General features: G+C 62.2%; 14 protein-coding genes and 1 tRNA gene. 3 read left to right on the top strand and 12 right to left on the bottom strand.

The genetic code is table 11. The features are described from left to right. The first annotated feature begins 377 nt into the window (after window positions 1-377). Window positions 378-743, top strand: a complete 366-nt coding sequence (locus tag NKJ46_RS29555) for a hypothetical protein (protein ID WP_352670014.1) — start codon at window positions 378-380, stop codon at window positions 741-743. Between the two features lie 663 nt (window positions 744-1,406). Further along, the gene (locus NKJ46_RS29550) at window positions 1,407-1,652 is read left to right on the top strand and encodes a hypothetical protein (RefSeq protein WP_352670011.1); all 246 of its coding nucleotides are present in this window, start codon (window positions 1,407-1,409) and stop codon (window positions 1,650-1,652) included. Here the strand turns inward: NKJ46_RS29550 and NKJ46_RS29545 are convergent. Together NKJ46_RS29545 and NKJ46_RS29540 are read right to left on the bottom strand one after the other, a co-directional pair. Beyond that, the gene (locus NKJ46_RS29545; protein ID WP_352670009.1) at window positions 1,612-2,994 is read right to left on the bottom strand and encodes a DUF6538 domain-containing protein; all 1,383 of its coding nucleotides are present in this window, start codon (window positions 2,992-2,994) and stop codon (window positions 1,612-1,614) included. The genes NKJ46_RS29550 and NKJ46_RS29545 overlap by 41 nt on opposite strands. A 136-nt stretch (window positions 2,995-3,130) precedes the next feature. After that, window positions 3,131-3,215 (bottom strand) — tRNA-Leu (locus NKJ46_RS29540). Between the two features lie 176 nt (window positions 3,216-3,391). Between NKJ46_RS29540 and lipB the strand changes: the two genes are divergently transcribed. Continuing rightward, window positions 3,392-4,135 carry a lipoyl(octanoyl) transferase LipB gene (gene lipB / locus NKJ46_RS29535; protein ID WP_352670007.1) on the top strand — a complete coding sequence of 248 codons (744 nt, stop codon included), beginning with the start codon at window positions 3,392-3,394 and terminating at the stop codon, window positions 4,133-4,135. A 393-nt stretch (window positions 4,136-4,528) separates the two neighbouring features. Here the strand turns inward: lipB and NKJ46_RS29530 are convergent, their stop codons facing one another. The 10 genes from NKJ46_RS29530 to nuoL all read right to left on the bottom strand — a co-directional run bounded on the left by NKJ46_RS29530 (window position 4,529) and on the right by nuoL (window position 16,740). Then, window positions 4,529-5,212 carry an ABC transporter ATP-binding protein gene (locus tag NKJ46_RS29530; RefSeq protein WP_254818120.1) on the bottom strand — a complete coding sequence of 228 codons (684 nt, stop codon included), beginning with the start codon at window positions 5,210-5,212 and terminating at the stop codon, window positions 4,529-4,531. Continuing rightward, entirely contained in the window at window positions 5,209-6,495 is a 1,287-nt protein-coding gene (locus NKJ46_RS29525) for a lipoprotein-releasing ABC transporter permease subunit (RefSeq protein WP_352670004.1), read from the bottom strand. The genes NKJ46_RS29530 and NKJ46_RS29525 overlap by 4 nt, the downstream gene beginning before the upstream one ends. Then, window positions 6,492-7,820, bottom strand: coding sequence for a proline--tRNA ligase (gene proS / locus NKJ46_RS29520; protein WP_352670001.1), 1,329 nt, complete (start codon window positions 7,818-7,820; stop codon window positions 6,492-6,494). The genes NKJ46_RS29525 and proS overlap by 4 nt, the downstream gene beginning before the upstream one ends. Window positions 7,821-8,380: 560 nt before the next feature. Next, on the bottom strand, window positions 8,381-8,665 hold the full coding sequence (locus NKJ46_RS29515) for a DUF1467 family protein (RefSeq protein WP_292663027.1): 285 nt from the start codon (window positions 8,663-8,665) through the stop codon (window positions 8,381-8,383). Beyond that, the gene (gene mce / locus NKJ46_RS29510; protein WP_352669998.1) at window positions 8,662-9,066 is read right to left on the bottom strand and encodes a methylmalonyl-CoA epimerase; all 405 of its coding nucleotides are present in this window, start codon (window positions 9,064-9,066) and stop codon (window positions 8,662-8,664) included. Before mce ends, NKJ46_RS29515 begins: the two co-directional genes overlap by 4 nt. A 141-nt stretch (window positions 9,067-9,207) precedes the next feature. Beyond that, the gene (locus tag NKJ46_RS29505) at window positions 9,208-10,878 is read right to left on the bottom strand and encodes a ribonuclease J (protein WP_352669995.1); all 1,671 of its coding nucleotides are present in this window, start codon (window positions 10,876-10,878) and stop codon (window positions 9,208-9,210) included. A gap of 102 nt (window positions 10,879-10,980) precedes the next feature. Next, the gene (locus tag NKJ46_RS29500; RefSeq protein ID WP_352669992.1) at window positions 10,981-11,802 is read right to left on the bottom strand and encodes a biotin--[acetyl-CoA-carboxylase] ligase; all 822 of its coding nucleotides are present in this window, start codon (window positions 11,800-11,802) and stop codon (window positions 10,981-10,983) included. 4 nt (window positions 11,803-11,806) lie between these two features. Continuing rightward, window positions 11,807-13,243, bottom strand: a complete 1,437-nt coding sequence (gene nuoN / locus NKJ46_RS29495) for an NADH-quinone oxidoreductase subunit NuoN (protein ID WP_352669989.1) — start codon at window positions 13,241-13,243, stop codon at window positions 11,807-11,809. A gap of 18 nt (window positions 13,244-13,261) precedes the next feature. After that, window positions 13,262-14,767, bottom strand: coding sequence for an NADH-quinone oxidoreductase subunit M (locus NKJ46_RS29490; RefSeq protein ID WP_352669987.1), 1,506 nt, complete (start codon window positions 14,765-14,767; stop codon window positions 13,262-13,264). Continuing rightward, window positions 14,767-16,740, bottom strand: a complete 1,974-nt coding sequence (gene nuoL / locus NKJ46_RS29485) for an NADH-quinone oxidoreductase subunit L (RefSeq protein ID WP_352669984.1) — start codon at window positions 16,738-16,740, stop codon at window positions 14,767-14,769. The genes NKJ46_RS29490 and nuoL overlap by 1 nt, the downstream gene beginning before the upstream one ends. Window positions 16,741-16,749: the final 9 nt, after the last annotated feature.

Here is a 16,749-nt window from a genome sequence, read left to right as displayed (position 1 = left end):
GCCAAGGATGGTTCGATTACCGCTGAGCCGCCCCGATCGACCGACAAGCTCTCGCTCAACGCGATCGTCCCGGTGCGGCAAAGCGATCTGACTGTCGAGGAGGAGACGGTGCGCGCCGCACGCGTGCTCCAAGCAGTATGCCGGGCCGTTCGCCGTTCTCGATGATTGTGGAGCGGAGGAGACCGAGGTTGTCGACCCGCAAGTGCGGTTCGACGACGTGATCAACGCCACCGATAGCGAACGCCTACGCAGCCAAGACCTACGGGGACATTGCGGACGCGATCGCCGGCAGGCAGCCGGAGTCGGGCGGTCCACAAGTAACGAAGGCGCCGCGGCGCGATATCGTTCCACCCTACGAACTCGTCGTCGCCCCGCCGGTGATCAACAAGAAAGCGGCGGATGGAAAAGAGAAGGTGACGAAGCCGGCCCTTCCGGACTTGCCGAAATACGATGATGCGCAGGAAGAGGGCTTCCAGACGATCCGCGGCGTGTTCTTCGCGCTGCAGGGCGATCCGATCCTGTCGCGCCTTTTCTGCCTTGCTCTCGATTTCGAGGCCGATGCGAAAGTGTTCCCAGTGGGTCACTTCATCTGGCCGTCGGGTTCGAGGGTGGCGCTGCGCCCGGCCACAATATTGTCGGCAGAAGAGCGCTCGATAAAGGCTATTGGCGGCTCAATCGTGGGAACGAAAAAGAAGAGAAGCAGAACTTTCGTGTGCGATTGTTGCACAACGTCTTGTACGTAGCTGATTCTATTTACTTATCTGCCCCATCCATCATCGGCCCGACTCGCAATTTCGAGTTCGTGGCAATCGATTTCGATTTGCCGTCAGGCCGCTTGCCCACAGTAGCAAAAGAACGCCTCGTCAATAAAAAAGGGCGCACAAAGCGCAGTCGATGAAATGTCCATTGGTCTAAGGGGGATTCATTTCGTCGACGTAGCCAGTTCGTGACCTCGAGACCGGTTAACCGGGTGCCGAAGGAGCGTCAGCATAGCGGCGCCACAGGCGAGACGCGGGACCGCCACCCCCGGCGAGAGGTGCCTAACCGCGACTGATCTGCAGTCGCGTCCCACAGATGGTGTAGCTCGGCGGTAGCGACGCCCCTCGCGAGCACGCCCTCGGAAGGGCCTGGAGCGAGCGGCTTTGCGTGTTGATCGCCAGTTCGCCCGCTGACACTCACCGGGACCCTTCGCGCGCTCGTGGAGGGGGTTCCGGATTCGGATCTCCGGCGGATGAAGGCCTAACGCCGATCGGTTTCAGAGTTGCCGCCGCAGGCCCGTTTTCCGATTTCTAGGTCGAAGCGCGCCGCCGCACTATGCCAGAGGCAAACCGCTTTTCTCACCTGCGGCTGCTGCCATTATCTCGTCTGTGTCATCACCGAACAGAAAACGGAGATGGGAACCGCGGATGAACTGTGCTCTGCCACGGGTCAGCACGGTTCCTGAGTCTGTGACCTTAGAGCGAATTGACCGCGCTCTGGATACGCTCGCCCTTGCTATTCACAAGGCCGGCAAGAAAGGACAAACGTATCTTCCTATTTACGAGCGTCTTGAAAGCGAAAAGAAGAAACTTATTGCAGAGACGGGCACAATGCTGCGCGTCCAGGAACGGCTCAAACGATCTCGGGATCGAAAGGCAAAGCAATTTTTATGAGTTCGTCGCGCCGCCATTGCAGTGAACCGCCCGTACCATACTCTACCCGCTCTATCGTATGGCCCATCAAGATTTTGCGAAGCTCGCTGTCGATTCCTGCCTCCTTCATACGATCCTCGAAACTGTGCCGGAGCGAGTAAATCTTGTGCTTCGGTGTCGGGAAAAGTTTGTGTATCTTGAAAAACTTATTCAGGTTTGCAGAGAGCGCCTCTTCACGATTGCGGTAGCGCGGAAATCCCTGTGGACTTTTCTTGAAAACTTCCAAGGCGACGCCTACCAGCGGCACATCGCGCACGGACCATTCGGTCTTGATTTCGCGCGGATCATCGGGGTCGTCTCGTGGGGTGATGCGAATGTAGGGAACCGGTGTGTCAAGGAAGATCACGGCCTCGTCGAGATTGCATATCTCGCTTGGCCGTGCGCCTGTCTCAATCAGCGCCAGAACGCATCGGCGCGCTTGAGCATCCAGGGATGCTAAAGCGCCTGGCCTCATGATCTGATCGGATATCCATTTGGGTTCGAATGACGGCCGTTTACGACGGCGCTTGCCACGCTCCGAAAAGCGGAGGTCATCAAATGGCGTGCCTTTTTGTTCTTCGCCCAGATGAGCGAAATAGCGCCTGTAGAGGTCGCGCATGTTGCCGAGATCTCGATTGCCGGCCGACGCGGAATGTGTTGCGGGTCCGACGTCGGGCGACGGCGCAACACGCTTGAGCCAAAATCGGTAGAAGGCCAGTCCATCCTCGCGCGTGATTTCACCGATGGGCTTGTCGCCGACCAGGCCGACAAAATTGTTGACGGCCCTCTGCTTTACTTTCCTCCACATTCGGCGCTGAGACTGGCTCTTGCCTGCAACTTCATGTGCCATGATCTCATCGGCATAGAGATCGAAAGCGTCTGAGATTTTGACCGGCGGCACTGGCACACCGCCGAGAAGAGCGTCGGCCACGGCGGGGGTTGCCTGGACGCGCTCCAGCGCCTCGACACGCTTCAAGATCGCATCGACATTGTGAAAGCCTGCCACTTGTCCGTTTGAAAGATAGGAAACGCCCATGGCTTCAGCCCGGCGAACGGCGTCGCGATACTGATCAAGTGCTGATCTTGTCTCGCCGCCGCAAAGAAGCACGGCCCACAGGGTCTTATCCGCGTCTTCAAGCCTGTCGCGCATTGCACGTGCCAGGCGACGCTCGTCCGTTCCCAAAGACTTGCGAATGAAGGTGCCTCGATCGTCGATGCCGGCCAGCTTGGCAGGCACTCGCCGATGGTAATAGAAAATCCCGTCGCGCCGGATGAGGTAGCGATCCGGGTCCCTGGCGGGCTCTGCGACGGCCTCTTTTCGCATGCGCCAATCTCGCGATGTATCTCAGTTTGTATCGCAGACTGTATCGCATTACGGCAAGAATTCCAAGTTCCCCCGAGAACGGGGGATTTGTCGGAATGATATTTCAATGAGTTAGGAGAGTCAGCTCACAGTCTAATGGTGCGGTCGAGAAGACTCGAACTTCCACGGGTTGCCCCACAGCGACCTCAACGCTGCGCGTCTACCAATTCCGCCACGACCGCACGTGGTAGGAGCCGGAACCAACCGGCCCGCGGCGTGTAGCAAATCGTTTCCGGTGAAACAAGTGCGCGGCCAGCAATAATCGGCCGAACATCGGCATAACTCTTCAAGGGCCGAGCGTGCCCGGAACTGGACGTTTGTACCGATTGCCGCCATATGAGTGGCGAGACGAGATATCATGACAGAACGCAGCCAGATCGCCACGTCGTTCCTGCCCTCCCCCGGCTCGGCACCGGTCGAATGGCGCATCGAACCAGGCCTCACCGCCTACCCCGATGCGCTCGCCGTGATGGAGGCGCGCGCCGAGGCCATCCGCAGCGGCACCGCCGTCGAGATGGTCTGGCTGGTCGAGCACCCGCCGCTCTACACGGCCGGCACCAGCGCTCGCAGCGAGGACCTGATCGAGCCGGAGCGTTTCCCGGTCTTTGCCGCCGGGCGCGGCGGCGAATACACCTATCATGGGCCGGGCCAGCGCGTCGCCTATGTGATGCTCGACCTGAAGCGGCGGCGCGAGGATGTCCGCGCCTTCGTCGCCGCACTCGAACAATGGATCATCGGCACGCTCGCCGCCTTCAACGTGCGTGGCGAACGCCGCGAGGATCGCGTCGGCGTCTGGGTGGTGCGGCCGGATCGCCCTACTTTGCCCGATGGCTCGGCGGCCGAGGACAAGATCGCCGCCATCGGCATCAGGCTGAGGCGCTGGGTGAGCTTTCACGGCATCGCCATCAATGTCGAGCCGGACCTCAGCCATTTCAGCGGCATCGTGCCGTGCGGCGTCCAGGATCACGGCGTCACCAGCCTTGTCGATCTCGGCCTTCCCGTGACCATGGCCGACCTCGACCTGGCGCTGAAATCCGCCTTCGAGGACGTGTTCGGGCCCGCCGCGGTATCGCCCGTCGAATTGTCCCGCAGGGCCGGCTGAAACACTCGTCGAACGCCTGCGCCGAGGTGCGAAGGCGGCCCTCGCTCATCAGCGTCGAGCCACATCCTTGAGCTCAATCCTCACATCGCACCGATCCAGATTGCCATGGAAATGAGGAACGTGCTCATGCACACCAACGAGACGACATCCTGAACAAGATCGGTCATAACTCTCTCCTGTTGTTAGTATGTTCGTATTTTGTTCTAATTTTGTTCGAATGTCAACGAGCCCAATCCCGGCATGGCCGGAATTGGGATCGGTCATTTTCGGCAGGGTTAAGAAAGGGTTGAGAGGGAGATTGCCGACCCTTTCGGGGCCGACAGCGCCCGTGGAATGCGGCGGGACGGCGCACGCCGCCTCGCAGGCCGTCATCACCTCAATTGCAGCCCACACCTAAAGTGGCACGACCTTGCCGTCGGCCAGCGTCACGCGGCGGTCCATGCGCGAGGCAAGCTCGTGATTGTGGGTGGCGATCAGCGCCGCCAGGCCCGATTGCCGGACCAGCGCTGCCAGCGCCTCGAACACATAGGAAGCGGTCACCGGGTCGAGATTGCCGGTCGGCTCGTCGGCCAAAAGCACCAGCGGCGCATTGGCGACGGCACGCGCAATGGCGACCCGCTGCTGCTCGCCGCCGGAGAGCTCGGAAGGGCGATGCTGCGCCCGCTTGCCGATCTGCATATAGTCGAGCAATTGCGCCGCCCGCTCGGCCGCCTCCTTGCGCGGCAGCCCTTTTATCAGCTGCGGCATCATGATGTTTTCCAACGCCGAGAATTCAGGCAACAAATGATGGAACTGGTAGACGAAGCCGACATCGTTGCGGCGGATCGCCGTGCGCTCGTCGTCGGAAAGCCGGCCGCAGGCGCGCCCCGCCAGGATCACGTCGCCGGCGTCCGGACGCTCCAGCAGCCCGGCCGTATGGAGCAACGTCGACTTGCCGGTGCCCGACGGCGCCACCAGCGCCACCATCTCGCCACGCTTCAGCGAAAAATCGGCGCCGTTCAGGATGGTCAGCTTGCGCGGCCCCTGCACATAGTGCCGCTCGACGCTCTTCAACTCGATAATGGCCTCGGCCATCATTCGTACCTCAGCGCTTCGACCGGATCGAGCCTGGCCGCGCGCCAGGCCGGAAACAGGGTCGCCAGGAACGACAGCGCCAGCGCCATGAGAACGACCGAGATCGTCTCGCTGGCATCCATCCGGGCCGGCAGCTGGCTTAGGAAATAGAGCTCGGGATTGAACAGCCGCTCGTTGGCCAGCCAGGAGAAGAACTGGCGGATGCGCTCGACGTTGAGGCAGATCACGATGCCGAGCAGCACGCCGGCGATGGTGCCGACAACGCCGATCGCAGCCCCTGTCATCAGGAAGATGCGCAGGATCGCGCCGCGCGTCGCGCCCATGGTGCGCAGGATGGCGATGTCGTGGCCCTTGTCCTTCACCAGCATGATCAGCCCCGAAATGATGTTGAGGGCCGCCACCAGCACGATCAGCGTCAGGATCATGAACATGACGTTGCGCTCGACCTGCAGCGCGTCGAAGAACGTCTTGTTGCGTTGCCGCCAATCGACAAGGCTGATCGGCCGCTGCGCCGCCACTTCGACCTTCGGCTTCAGTGCGTCGATATTGTCGGGATTGTCGGCGTAGATCTCGATCGTCTGCGCCCTGCCGTCCATGTTGAAATAAAGCTGCGCTTCCGAAAACGGCATGTAGACGATGGAGCTGTCATATTCCGACATGCCGACCTCGAAGATCGCGGTGACCGGATAGCCCTTCATGCGCGGCGTCGTGCCGAGCGGCGTGATGTCGCCCTCGGGCGAGATCAGCGTGATGGTATCGCCGAGCACAAGGCCGAGATTTTCGGCCATGCGGCTGCCGATGGCGACGCCCTCGCCGGTGTCGAAGCCGACGATCGAGCCCTCCTTGATGTTGTTGGCGACGATGGTGATCTTGCCGAGATCCTCGCCGCGTATGCCGCGCACCAGCGCGCCGGTGCCGCCGCCGACATTGCCTTGCGCCAGCACCTGCCCGTCGATCAGCGGAATGGCGTATTTAACGCCGGGCAGGCCGTTGATGCGGCCGGCAACCTGGGCATAGTCCTCCAGCGGCATGTCGAGCGGCTGCACGATCAGGTGCCCGTTGACGCCGAGGATGCGCGTCAGCAGTTCGGCGCGAAAGCCGTTCATGACCGCCATGACGACGATCAGCGTGGCGACGCCCAGCATGATGCCGAGGAAGGAGATCGAGGCGATCACCGAGATCACCGTCTCCTTGCGGCGCGAGCGCAGATAGCGCCACGCCACCATGCGTTCGAAGCCGGAAAAGGGTCCTGCCGCCGAAGGTTTGGCTGCTGCCGCTTCGTTCATGCGGCGGCACCGAAACGCTTTTTCACGTCACCGATCGGCAGCGTCTCGCGCTCGCCGGTCCTGCGGTTCTTGATCTCGACCTCGCCGGCGGCGACGCCGCGCGGGCCGACGATCACCTGCCACGGGAGCCCGATCAGGTCGGTGGTAGCGAACTTGCCGCCCGGCCGCTGGTCGGTGTCGTCGTAGAGCACCTCCTTGCCGGCGGCGGCAAAGGCGGCATTCAGTTCGCCGCAGACGCGGTCGCATTCGGCATCGCCAGCCTTCATGTTGATCAGGCCGACATCGAACGGTGCCACCGCTTCCGGCCAGACGATGCCGTTATCGTCGTGGCTGGCCTCGATGATCGCCGCGACCAGTCGGGACGGGCCGATGCCGTAGGAACCGCCAGAGACGAAATGATCCTTGCCGTCCGGCCCGGTCACCTTGGCGCCCATCGGCTTGGAATATTTGTCGCCGAAATGGAAGATATGGCCAACCTCGATGCCGCGCGCCGAGACCCGGTCGCCGGTCGGCACCTTCTCCCATGCCGCCTCGTCATGCATCTCGTCGGTGGCGGCATAAGGCGTCGTCCACGTCTTAACGATCTCGGCGATCTCGGCGTCGTTCGAAAAGTCGGTATCCGCCCCCGGCACCTCAAGCGAGAGATAGTCGCGATGGCAAAACACCTGGCTCTCGCCGGTGTCGGCCAGAATGATGAACTCATGGCTGAGATCGCCGCCGATCGGCCCGGTGTCGGCGCGCATCGGAATGGCCTGCAGCCCCATGCGGGTAAATGTCCTGAGATAGGACACGAACATGCGGTTATAGGCGGCTTTGGCGCCTTCATAATCGAGGTCGAAGGAATAGGCGTCCTTCATGAGGAACTCGCGCGAACGCATGACGCCGAAGCGCGGGCGCACCTCGTCGCGAAACTTCCACTGGATGTGATAGAGGTTGAGCGGCAGGTCCTTGTAGGACTTGACGTAGGAGCGGAAGATCTCGGTGACCATCTCCTCGTTGGTCGGCCCGTAGAGCATATCGCGGTCTTGCCGGTCCTTGATACGCAGCATCTCCTTGCCGTAATCTTCATAGCGGCCGCTTTCGCGCCACAGCTCGGCCGATTGGATGGTCGGCATCAGGATTTCGAGCGCGCCGGCGCGATTCTGCTCCTCGCGAATGATCCGGCAGACCTTGTCCAGCACCCGCTTGCCGAGCGGCAGCCAGGAAAAGCTGCCCTGCCCCTGCTGGCGGATCATGCCGGCGCGCAGCATCAGCCGATGCGAGACGATCTCGGCCTCGCGCGGATTTTCTTTGAGAATGGGCAGGAAATAGCGCGACAAACGCATGGACTGGTCCGTGAGAGAGGATGGCGGCGCCGGAATCGGCGCAGCGCTGGCTTGCTTGCCCCGGCTTCATAGCCATTTCATGGCGGAATGGAAACCCGGCCCAGGCGCTGCATAGACGCCGCAATTGCCGCACACGGCTTGCTGGGCGTTTCGCAAGCAACGCCTGCCGTACTATTGTGCACTGCAGCACGAGATTGCCTGTTTCCGGGCAAAATTCTTCGTGACATTTTCACCCGCCTTAGGCTAGTGTGCCCCCATAACCGAGAGGGTAGAGAAAAATCTGCTCTCCTACGCGGTCAAAGTCTTGGGAGGATGCGATCTAGGCGCGGTAACTCGCTGCCGCCGGACACCGGAAACAGATCGGACGCGTTTAAATTGCAAGGCCTCGCGCCTTGCATTTTTTTTGTGCAATCATTTGGTTAGCACGACAGATTACCAAACTACGTGACGTTGCGTCAGCCCAAACCCGCCCCGGCCTTTACTTTGGGTTGACCTTGCTGGCGCAGCTTGATTTCAGGGCGTCGGCTAGGCTGGGATAGCCGGACACGGTAGGTAGCCGGCTAATGCGCTGGGCTCTGGTTGAAATCCGGCACGATGTGCGGGATGTCGTCGATACCGAGACCAAGCCCTCTCGTGATGCCGTAGAAGATACCCATGAGGACCAGCGTGGCGATTGTCGTGCGTAGCGCCGCGCGCAACATGTGCGGTCCGCGCGGTGCACTCGGAACCGTGCCAAGCGTCACGTCCTGGTCTTCGTCCTGCGTCCGCATGCTGAACGGCAGGACGGCGAACAACACCACCCACCATGTGGCGAAGAACAGGGCGACAAACGAAACCCAGCTCATGCTTGCTCCAGTTCGACCAGCGTGCCGAAGAAATCCTTGGGGTGCAGAAACAATACCGGCTTGCCATGTGCGCCGGTCTTCGGATTGCCGTCGCCCAGCACGCGCGCGCCGCTGGCCTTGAGACGGTCGCGCGCCGCAACAATGTCGTCCACCTCATAGCACACGTGGTGCATGCCGCCGGACGGATTCTTCTCGAGGAATGCGGCGATCGGCGAGGCTTCGCCGAGCGGCTCGAGCAACTCCATCCTGGTGTTGCCGACGTCGACGAACACCACCGTAACGCCATGCTCCGGCAGCCGCTGCGGCGCAGTCACGCGGGCGCCAAGCGTATCGCGATAGACCGCCGCAGCCGCAGCCAGATCCGGCACGGCAAGCGCAACATGGTTGAGACGTCCGAGCATAGAGTACTCCCGGGTTAGGGGAGTAGGGGAGTAAGGCAGTAGGGGAGTAGGGAAAAACTGGATCTAGAAGTGCATCTGTTTGCGCTCCTACCTGCTACTTCCCTATTCCCCTACTGCCTTACTCCCCTACTCCCTTGTTCGTCACCGCGTGACGAACACTGTCACCAGCGGCTTCTTGCCCCAGGCTTCGTTGGCCGCGCCACGCACCGCGCGCCGCACCGCCTCCTGGACCAGGTCGAGGTCTTTTCGGCGCTGGCGGGGGATGGAGTCCACGGCGCCGATTGCCGCATCGATCATCAGGTCTTCCAGGCTCTCGCCGCTGCCGTCGGCCTCGGCGACGCCGATGGCGACGAGATCGGGATCGCCGGCAAGCTCGTATTTGTCGTCGAGCACGACATTGACGGCGACATGTCCGGCGAAGGACAGCTTGCGGCGGTCGCGAATACCCATCGCCTGGTCGGTGCCGATCAGCCTTCCGTCCTTGTAGATGCGGCCGAACGGCACCTGGTCGATAATGGCGGCGGCACCCGGATACAGCCTGAGCATGTCGCCGTCGCGCACCTGCGCCACCTGGCCGATGCCGGACGTCGACATCAGCGAGCCCTGCGCTACCAGATGCGCCGCCTCGCCATGCACGGGAACGCCGATCTGCGGCCGCACCCATTCATACATCTTGCGCAATTCGCTGCGGCGTGGATGGCCGGAGACATGCACCAGCGCATCGCCATCCTCGATGATCTTGATGCCGAGATCGATCAGGCGGTTCTTGATCTCGAGGATCGCCTTCTCGTTGCCGGGAATGGTGCGCGAGGAAAACACCACCGTGTCGCCGGCCGTCAGCGCTACCGACTTCATCTCGTCGCGCGACAGCTTGGCAAGTGCGGCAAGCGGCTCGCCCTGGCTGCCGGTGCAGATGATGACGAGGTTTTCGCGCGGGATGAAGCCGTAATCCTCCTCGGCGATGAATTCCGGCAAGCCGTCCATATAGCCGAGTTCATCAGCCACATCGATGACGCGCTTCATCGAGCGGCCAAGCACCAGGCACTGGCGACCGGCATCGCGCGCTGCCCTGGCGATGGAGACGATGCGTCCGACATTGGAGGAGAAGCTGGTGACGGCGACCCGCCCCTTGGCGTTCTGGATGACGCTCTTGAGGCCCTCGCCCACCGCCACTTCGGACGGCGATTCCCCTTCCCGCATGGCATTGGTAGAATCGCAGACCAGCGCCAGCACGCCCTTGTCGCCATAGGCGCGGAAGCGCGCCTCGTCGGTCATCGGCCCGACCGTCGGCGCCGGATCGATCTTCCAGTCGCCGGTATGGATGACGACGCCGGCCGGCGTGGTGATCGCCAGCGACATCGGTTCGGGAATGGAGTGCGCGACGGGGATGGCTTCGATCTCGAATGGGCCGACAGTGAATTTCTCGCCAGCCCGGTAGATCGTCACCGGGATCTTCGGCGCCCCTGGTTCGCCCTGCCGCTTGGCTTCCAGCAGGCCGGCGCTGAACGGCGTCATCCACACCGGCGCCTTGAGCTTCGGCCAGATGTCATGCAACGCCCCGTAATGGTCCTCATGCGCATGGGTGATGACGATGCCGCGCAGATTGGCGACATTCTCCTCGATGAAGCGGATGTCGGGCAGTACCAGGTCGACGCCGGGCAGGGTTGCATCGGGAAAAGTAACGCCGACGTCAACGACGATCCATTCGCGCGCATTGGCCGGCCCATAGCCGTAGAGGGCGAAGTTCATGCCGATCTCGCCGACACCGCCGAGCGGCACGAAGACAAGTTCGGCGTTTTCCGCTATCGCCATGGTCTTTCCTTCCTTGCCGGTCAAAATTGTGGGCCGGTCAAAATTGTCGGCCGGTCAAATTCAAGCTGGTCAAATACCTGGCCAGTCAAACGTATTGGCCAGTCAACCGCCAGCCGAGGCAACCGCGCCGAAATGCACGTCGCCGGCAGCGATCGTCAGAACCGAACCTTGATCGTCGCGGATCACGAAACGGCAGTCCTCGTCAATGGTCTCGAAGGTGCCGCGCACCACATTACCGTCAATTCTGACAGCAACCTGCCCGCCAAGCCCCGCCGCACGCGCCAGCCACCGCCGCCTGACGGCGGCAAGCCCACGCCCTTCGTTCCACAGCCGCGCATTCTCGCTCCACGCATCCGACAGCGCCAGAAACAGCGTCTCGGCATCGCAAGCAGACCCCAGCGCGTTGAGCGACGTCGCTGGATAGGGCAAATCCTCAGGGTATGCCACCACGTTGACGCCGATGCCGACAGCCACCGCCGAACGGTCGCCATCCAGCATCGCCGATTCCAGCAGGATGCCGGCGAGCTTGGCGCCCGAGGCAAGCACATCGTTCGGCCATTTCAGCTCGAAACGGTTCTTGCCTTGGCTCGCACCATCGAGGCCGATCGCGATCCTGCCCTTCGGCACGACGGCGTCGAGCGCGTCGGCCAGCGCCAGTCCGGCAACGAAGCCGAGCGTCGCGGCAAGTCGAAGCTCGGTGTTGGTAATCACCAGCAGCGTCGCGGCCAGATTGCCCTCGGGCGTCGCCCAGGCGCGGCCGCGGCGGCCACGCCCGGCCTCCTGCTTTTTTGAGACGACCCAGAGTTTGCCCGGATCGCCGGCCCGCGCGTGCTCCAGCGCCAGCGCGTTGGTGGAGCCGACCGTATCGTGCGCCTCGAGCCGGAACCCTTCCGAAGCCGCGGTTGGAGCAAGCCTGAACGTCATTCCGTTAGAAGAAGGTCTTGGCCGCGGCTGCCGCGTAGGTTCCGATCGGGCCGCCGATCAGCACGTAGAACAGCACGAAGGCGCCACAGACACCGAGCACGACGCGCAGTTCGGTCGCCATCGGCACGAAGCCGCCGACCGGTTCGTCGAACCACATGATCTTGATGATGCGCAGATAATAATAGGCGCCCACCACAGAGGCGAGCACGCCGATGATCGCCAGCGCGTAGAGATTGGCATTGATGGCGGCGAGGAACACGTACCATTTCCCCCAGAAGCCGGCGAGCGGCGGGATGCCGGCCAGCGAGAACATCAGGATGGTGAGGATCGTCGCCATGATCGGATTGGTCGCCGACAGGCCGGCGAGATCGCTGATCTGCTCGACATTGCCCTCCTTGCGTCGCATGGCGAGGATGAAGGCGAAGGTGCCGAGCGTCATCACCAGGTAGATCAGCATGTAGATGGCGACGCCGCGCACGCCGTCCTGGCTGTTGGCGGCAAGGCCGACCAGTGCATAACCCATATGGCCGATGGAGGAATAGGCCATCAGCCGTTTGATGTTGGTCTGGCCGATGGCCGCAAAGGCACCGAGCGCCATCGAGGCGATCGAGATGAAGACGATGATCTGCTGCCAGTCGGCGGCGATCGGCTTGAAGGCGCCCATGGTGACGCGCACCATCAGCGCCATCGCCGCCATTTTGGGTGCCGCCGCCAGAAAAGCCGTCACCGGCGTCGGCGCGCCTTCATAGACGTCGGGCGTCCACATGTGGAACGGCACCGCCGAGATCTTGAACGCAAGGCCGGCCAGCACGAAGACCAGGCCGAAGACGAGGCCAAGCTGGCGCTCGCTGCCGCTCAACGCCGCGGCGATCTCCTGGAAGCCGGTATTGCCGGTGTAGCCGTAGACCAGCGAGATGCCGTAAAGCAGCATGCCCGACGACAGCGCGCCAAGGACGAAGTATTTCAGCCCGGCCTCGGTCGAACGCAGATTGTCGCGGTTGATCGCCGCCAGCACGTAGATCGCCAGCGACTGCAGCTCGAGGCCGAGATAGAGCCCGATCATGCCGTTGGCCGAGATCATCAGCATCATGCCGAGCGTGCAGAGCAGGATCAGCACCGGATATTCGAACTTGTCGAAACGCTCCGCCTGGGCAAAGCGGACCGACATGACCAGCGTCACCGCCGAGCCGATCAGCGCCAGCACCTTCATGAAGCGGGCGAATGGATCCTGGATGAAGGCTTCGCCATAGGCGTTGCCCTGCCCCGGCGACAAGATCAGCCAGGCGCCGGCGATCACCAGCACGGCGACTGCAAGGCCGCTCACCGTGACGGTGGTGTTGGCGCGCGAATAGGCGCCGAGCATCAACAGCGCCAAGGCGCCGATGGCGAGGATCAGCTCTGGCGTCGAGAGCGACAGGCTGGAGAGAAGGTCCGGCGTCATGGTTCGCAAAACCCCCAGTCAGTTCGCCGCCGCGGTCTGCGCGGCGCCGATGGATGCGGTGACATTGGTGACGAGCGCCTTGACCGATTCGGCCGTCGCGTCGAAGATCGGCGCCGGGTAGACGCCGAAGAAGATGACCAGCGCGACCAGCGGATAGATGATCACCTTCTCGCGCGTCGACAGGTCGAGCAGGCCTTTCAGGCTTTCCTTGGTCAGCGCGCCGAAGATCACCTTGCGGTAGAGCCAGAGCGCATAGGCCGCCGACAGGATGACGCCGGTGGCGGCGAAGAACGCCACCCAGGTGTTGACCCGGAACACGCCGAGCATGGTCAGGAACTCGCCGACGAAGCCGCTGGTGCCGGGCAGGCCGACATTGGCCATGGTGAAGATCATGAACACGGTTGCATATTTCGGCATGTTGTTGACCAGCCCGCCATAGGCGTCGATGTCACGCGTGTGCATGCGGTCGTAGACGACGCCGACGCAGAGGAACAGCGCGCCGGAGACCAGGCCGTGCGACAGCATCTGGAAGATCGAACCCTGGACGCCTTCCTGGTTCATGGCGAAGATGCCCATGGTAACGAAGCCCATGTGAGCGACCGACGAATAGGCGATCAGCTTCTTCATGTCCTCCTGCATCAGCGCCACCAGCGAGGTGTAGATGATGGCGACGATGGAGAGCGTGAAGATCAGCGGCGCGAACATTTCGGATGCAATCGGAAACATCGGCAGCGAAAAACGCAGGAAGCCGTACCCGCCCATCTTGAGCAGGATGGCGGCCAGGATCACCGAGCCGGCCGTCGGCGCCTCGACATGCGCGTCCGGCAGCCAGGTGTGCACCGGCCACATCGGCATCTTCACCGCGAAGGACGCGAAGAAGGCAAGCCATAGCCAGGTCTGCATACTGGCCGGGAAATTGTGCGTCAGAAGCGTCGGGATGTCGGTGGTGCCGGACTGGAAGAACATCGCCATGATGGCGAGCAGCATCAGCACCGAGCCGGCCAGCGTATAGAGGAAGAACTTGAACGAGGCATAGACGCGCCGCTTGCCGCCCCAAACGCCGATGATGATGAACATCGGGATCAGGCCGGCTTCGAAGAAGACATAGAACAAGACGATGTCGAGCGCGCAAAACACGCCGATCATCAGCGTCTCGAGCAGCAGGAAAGCGATCATGTAAGCCTTGACGCGCTTCTCGATCGATTCCCACGAGGCGAGGATGCAGAGCGGCATCAGGAAGGTGGTCAGGATGACGAACAGCATGGAGATGCCGTCTACGCCCATATGGTAGGAGATGCCGGAATCCAGCCAGGCAAACTTCTCGACGAACTGGAAGCCAGGCTGCGAATTGTCGAAGCCGGTCCAGATAAACAGCGAAATCACGAACGTGAACGCGGTCGTGAACAGTGCGATGGCGCGGATGTTGCGGCGCGCGTTCTCGCTGTCGTCGCGCACGAAAAGGATGAGCAGCACACCAACCAGCGGCAGGAAGGTGACCAGCGATAGGATCGGCCAGGCGGTCATCAGAGCATCATCCAGGTGACGAGTGCGGCAACGCCGATCAGCATGGCGAAGGCATAGTGATAGAGATAGCCGGTCTGCAGCTTGACGACCCGGTTGGTGACGTCGACGACGCGCGCCGAAATGCCGTCCGGCCCGAGCCCGTCGATGACGGTGCCGTCGCCGGTCTTCCACAGGAAGCTGCCGAGGCGCTTTGCCGGCCGCACGAACAGGAAGTCGTACAGCTCGTCGAAATACCATTTGTTGAGCAGGAAGGCGTAGAGCAGGCGATGGTTGGCAGCGACGCTCCGAGGCATTTCCGGCGCGCGAATATAGAACTGCCAGGCAATCGCAAAGCCGATCAGCATGGCGATGAACGGCGACAGCTCGACCCACAACGGCACTTCGTGGATTTCGTGCAGGATGTGGTTGTCCGGCAGCGTGAACAGCGACGCCTTCCAGAATTCGGCATAGCCTTCGCCGATGAAGGCGCCGTGGAAGATCACGCCGGCAAACAGCGCACCCGCCGCCAGGATGAACAGCGGCACCAGCATGACCGGCGGCGATTCATGGACATGGTGCATGACCTCGTGGCTGGCCCGCGGCTCGCCATGGAAGGTCATGAAGATCAGCCGCCAGGAATAGAAGGAGGTGAAGCAGGCGGCAATGACCAGCAATATGAAGGCAAACGCGGCGACCGCATTGTGGCCGGCGAAGGCCGCTTCGATGATGGCGTCCTTGGAAAAGAAGCCAGCCGTGCCGATGATCGTGACCGGGATGCCGACACCGGTCAGCGCCAGCGTGCCGATCACCATCATCCAGTAGGTCGTCGGGATGAGCGTTCTCAGGCCGCCCATCTTGCGCATGTCCTGCTCGTCGGAGACGGCGTGGATGACCGAGCCCGAGCCGAGGAACAGCAGCGCCTTGAAGAAGGCGTGGGTGAACAGGTGGAAAATCGCCGCGCCATATGCGCCGACGCCAAGCGCCACGAACATGTAGCCGAGCTGCGAACAGGTCGAATAGGCTATGACGCGCTTGATGTCGTTCTGGACGAGACCGACGGTCGCTGCGAAGAAGGCGGTGAAGGCGCCGATGAAAGTGACCACGGTCAGTGCCGAATGCGACAGCTCGAACAGCGGCGACAGCCGCGCCAGCATGAACACGCCTGCCGTCACCATGGTCGCGGCATGGATCAGCGCCGAGACCGGGGTCGGGCCTTCCATGGCATCCGGCAGCCAGGTGTGCAGCGGCACCTGCGCCGACTTGCCCATGGCGCCCATGAACAGGAGCAGGCAGACGACGGTCATCGCCGCCTGCTTATCCAGCGCATAGCCGAGGAAGGTCAGCACGGCCGCACCTTGCGGCGCGCCTTCCGCCGGAATGAACGTCGCCGCATTGGCGAAGATGGTGCCGAGATTGACCGAGCCGAACAGCACGAACACGCCGAATATGCCGAGCGCAAAGCCGAAGTCGCCGACGCGGTTGACGATGAAGGCCTTGATCGCAGCCGCATTGGCCGACGGCTTCTTGTACCAGAAGCCGATCAGCAGATAGGAGGCAAGGCCGACGCCTTCCCAGCCGAAGAACATCTGCACGAGGTTGTCGGCCGTCACCAGCATCAGCATGGCGAAGGTAAACAGCGACAGGTAAGCGAAGAAGCGCGGCCGGTCCGGGTCGTGATGCATGTAGCCGATCGAGTAGATATGGACCAGCGCCGACACCGTATTGACGACGACCAGCATCACCACCGTCAGCGTATCGATCCGTAGCGCCCACGACGCTTCGAGGCCGCCCGACTGGATCCAGCGCATCACCGGCACGGTGAACACCTCGCCGCCGCCGAAGCCGACGGAGAACAAGGCGACCCACGACAGCACAGCCGCGATCACCAGGAAGCCGGATGTGATGTATTCGGAAGCCTTGGCGCCGAGCGAGGTGCCGAACAGGCCGACGATCAGAAAGCCGAGCAGCGGAAGGAAGACGATGGCCTGATACATGGTGGTTCC

This window comes from Mesorhizobium sp. M0166, from assembly GCF_040322255.1.
Taxonomy (GTDB): domain Bacteria; phylum Pseudomonadota; class Alphaproteobacteria; order Rhizobiales; family Rhizobiaceae; genus Mesorhizobium.
Note: the sequence above shows the minus strand (reverse complement) of the source record. Positions and strands in the feature narration are given on the sequence as shown.

Excerpts from the sequence above, each read along its gene's own strand:
- NKJ46_RS29490 (WP_352669987.1), bottom strand. The coding sequence starts at position 14,767 with ATGACCGCCTGGCCGATCCTATCGCTGGTCACCTTCCTGCCGCTGGTT.
- NKJ46_RS29515 (WP_292663027.1), bottom strand. The coding sequence starts at position 8,665 with ATGAGCTGGGTTTCGTTTGTCGCCCTGTTCTTCGCCACATGGTGGGTG.
- NKJ46_RS29500 (WP_352669992.1), bottom strand. The coding sequence starts at position 11,802 with ATGACGTTCAGGCTTGCTCCAACCGCGGCTTCGGAAGGGTTCCGGCTC.
- lipB (WP_352670007.1), top strand. The coding sequence starts at position 3,392 with ATGACAGAACGCAGCCAGATCGCCACGTCGTTCCTGCCCTCCCCCGGC.
- NKJ46_RS29505 (WP_352669995.1), bottom strand. The coding sequence starts at position 10,878 with ATGGCGATAGCGGAAAACGCCGAACTTGTCTTCGTGCCGCTCGGCGGT.
- NKJ46_RS29550 (WP_352670011.1), top strand. The coding sequence starts at position 1,407 with ATGAACTGTGCTCTGCCACGGGTCAGCACGGTTCCTGAGTCTGTGACC.
- NKJ46_RS29530 (WP_254818120.1), bottom strand. The coding sequence starts at position 5,212 with ATGATGGCCGAGGCCATTATCGAGTTGAAGAGCGTCGAGCGGCACTAT.
- NKJ46_RS29525 (WP_352670004.1), bottom strand. The coding sequence starts at position 6,495 with ATGAACGAAGCGGCAGCAGCCAAACCTTCGGCGGCAGGACCCTTTTCC.
- proS (WP_352670001.1), bottom strand. The coding sequence starts at position 7,820 with ATGCGTTTGTCGCGCTATTTCCTGCCCATTCTCAAAGAAAATCCGCGC.
- mce (WP_352669998.1), bottom strand. The coding sequence starts at position 9,066 with ATGCTCGGACGTCTCAACCATGTTGCGCTTGCCGTGCCGGATCTGGCT.
- nuoL (WP_352669984.1), bottom strand. The coding sequence starts at position 16,740 with ATGTATCAGGCCATCGTCTTCCTTCCGCTGCTCGGCTTTCTGATCGTC.
- nuoN (WP_352669989.1), bottom strand. The coding sequence starts at position 13,243 with ATGACGCCGGACCTTCTCTCCAGCCTGTCGCTCTCGACGCCAGAGCTG.
- NKJ46_RS29545 (WP_352670009.1), bottom strand. The coding sequence starts at position 2,994 with ATGCGAAAAGAGGCCGTCGCAGAGCCCGCCAGGGACCCGGATCGCTAC.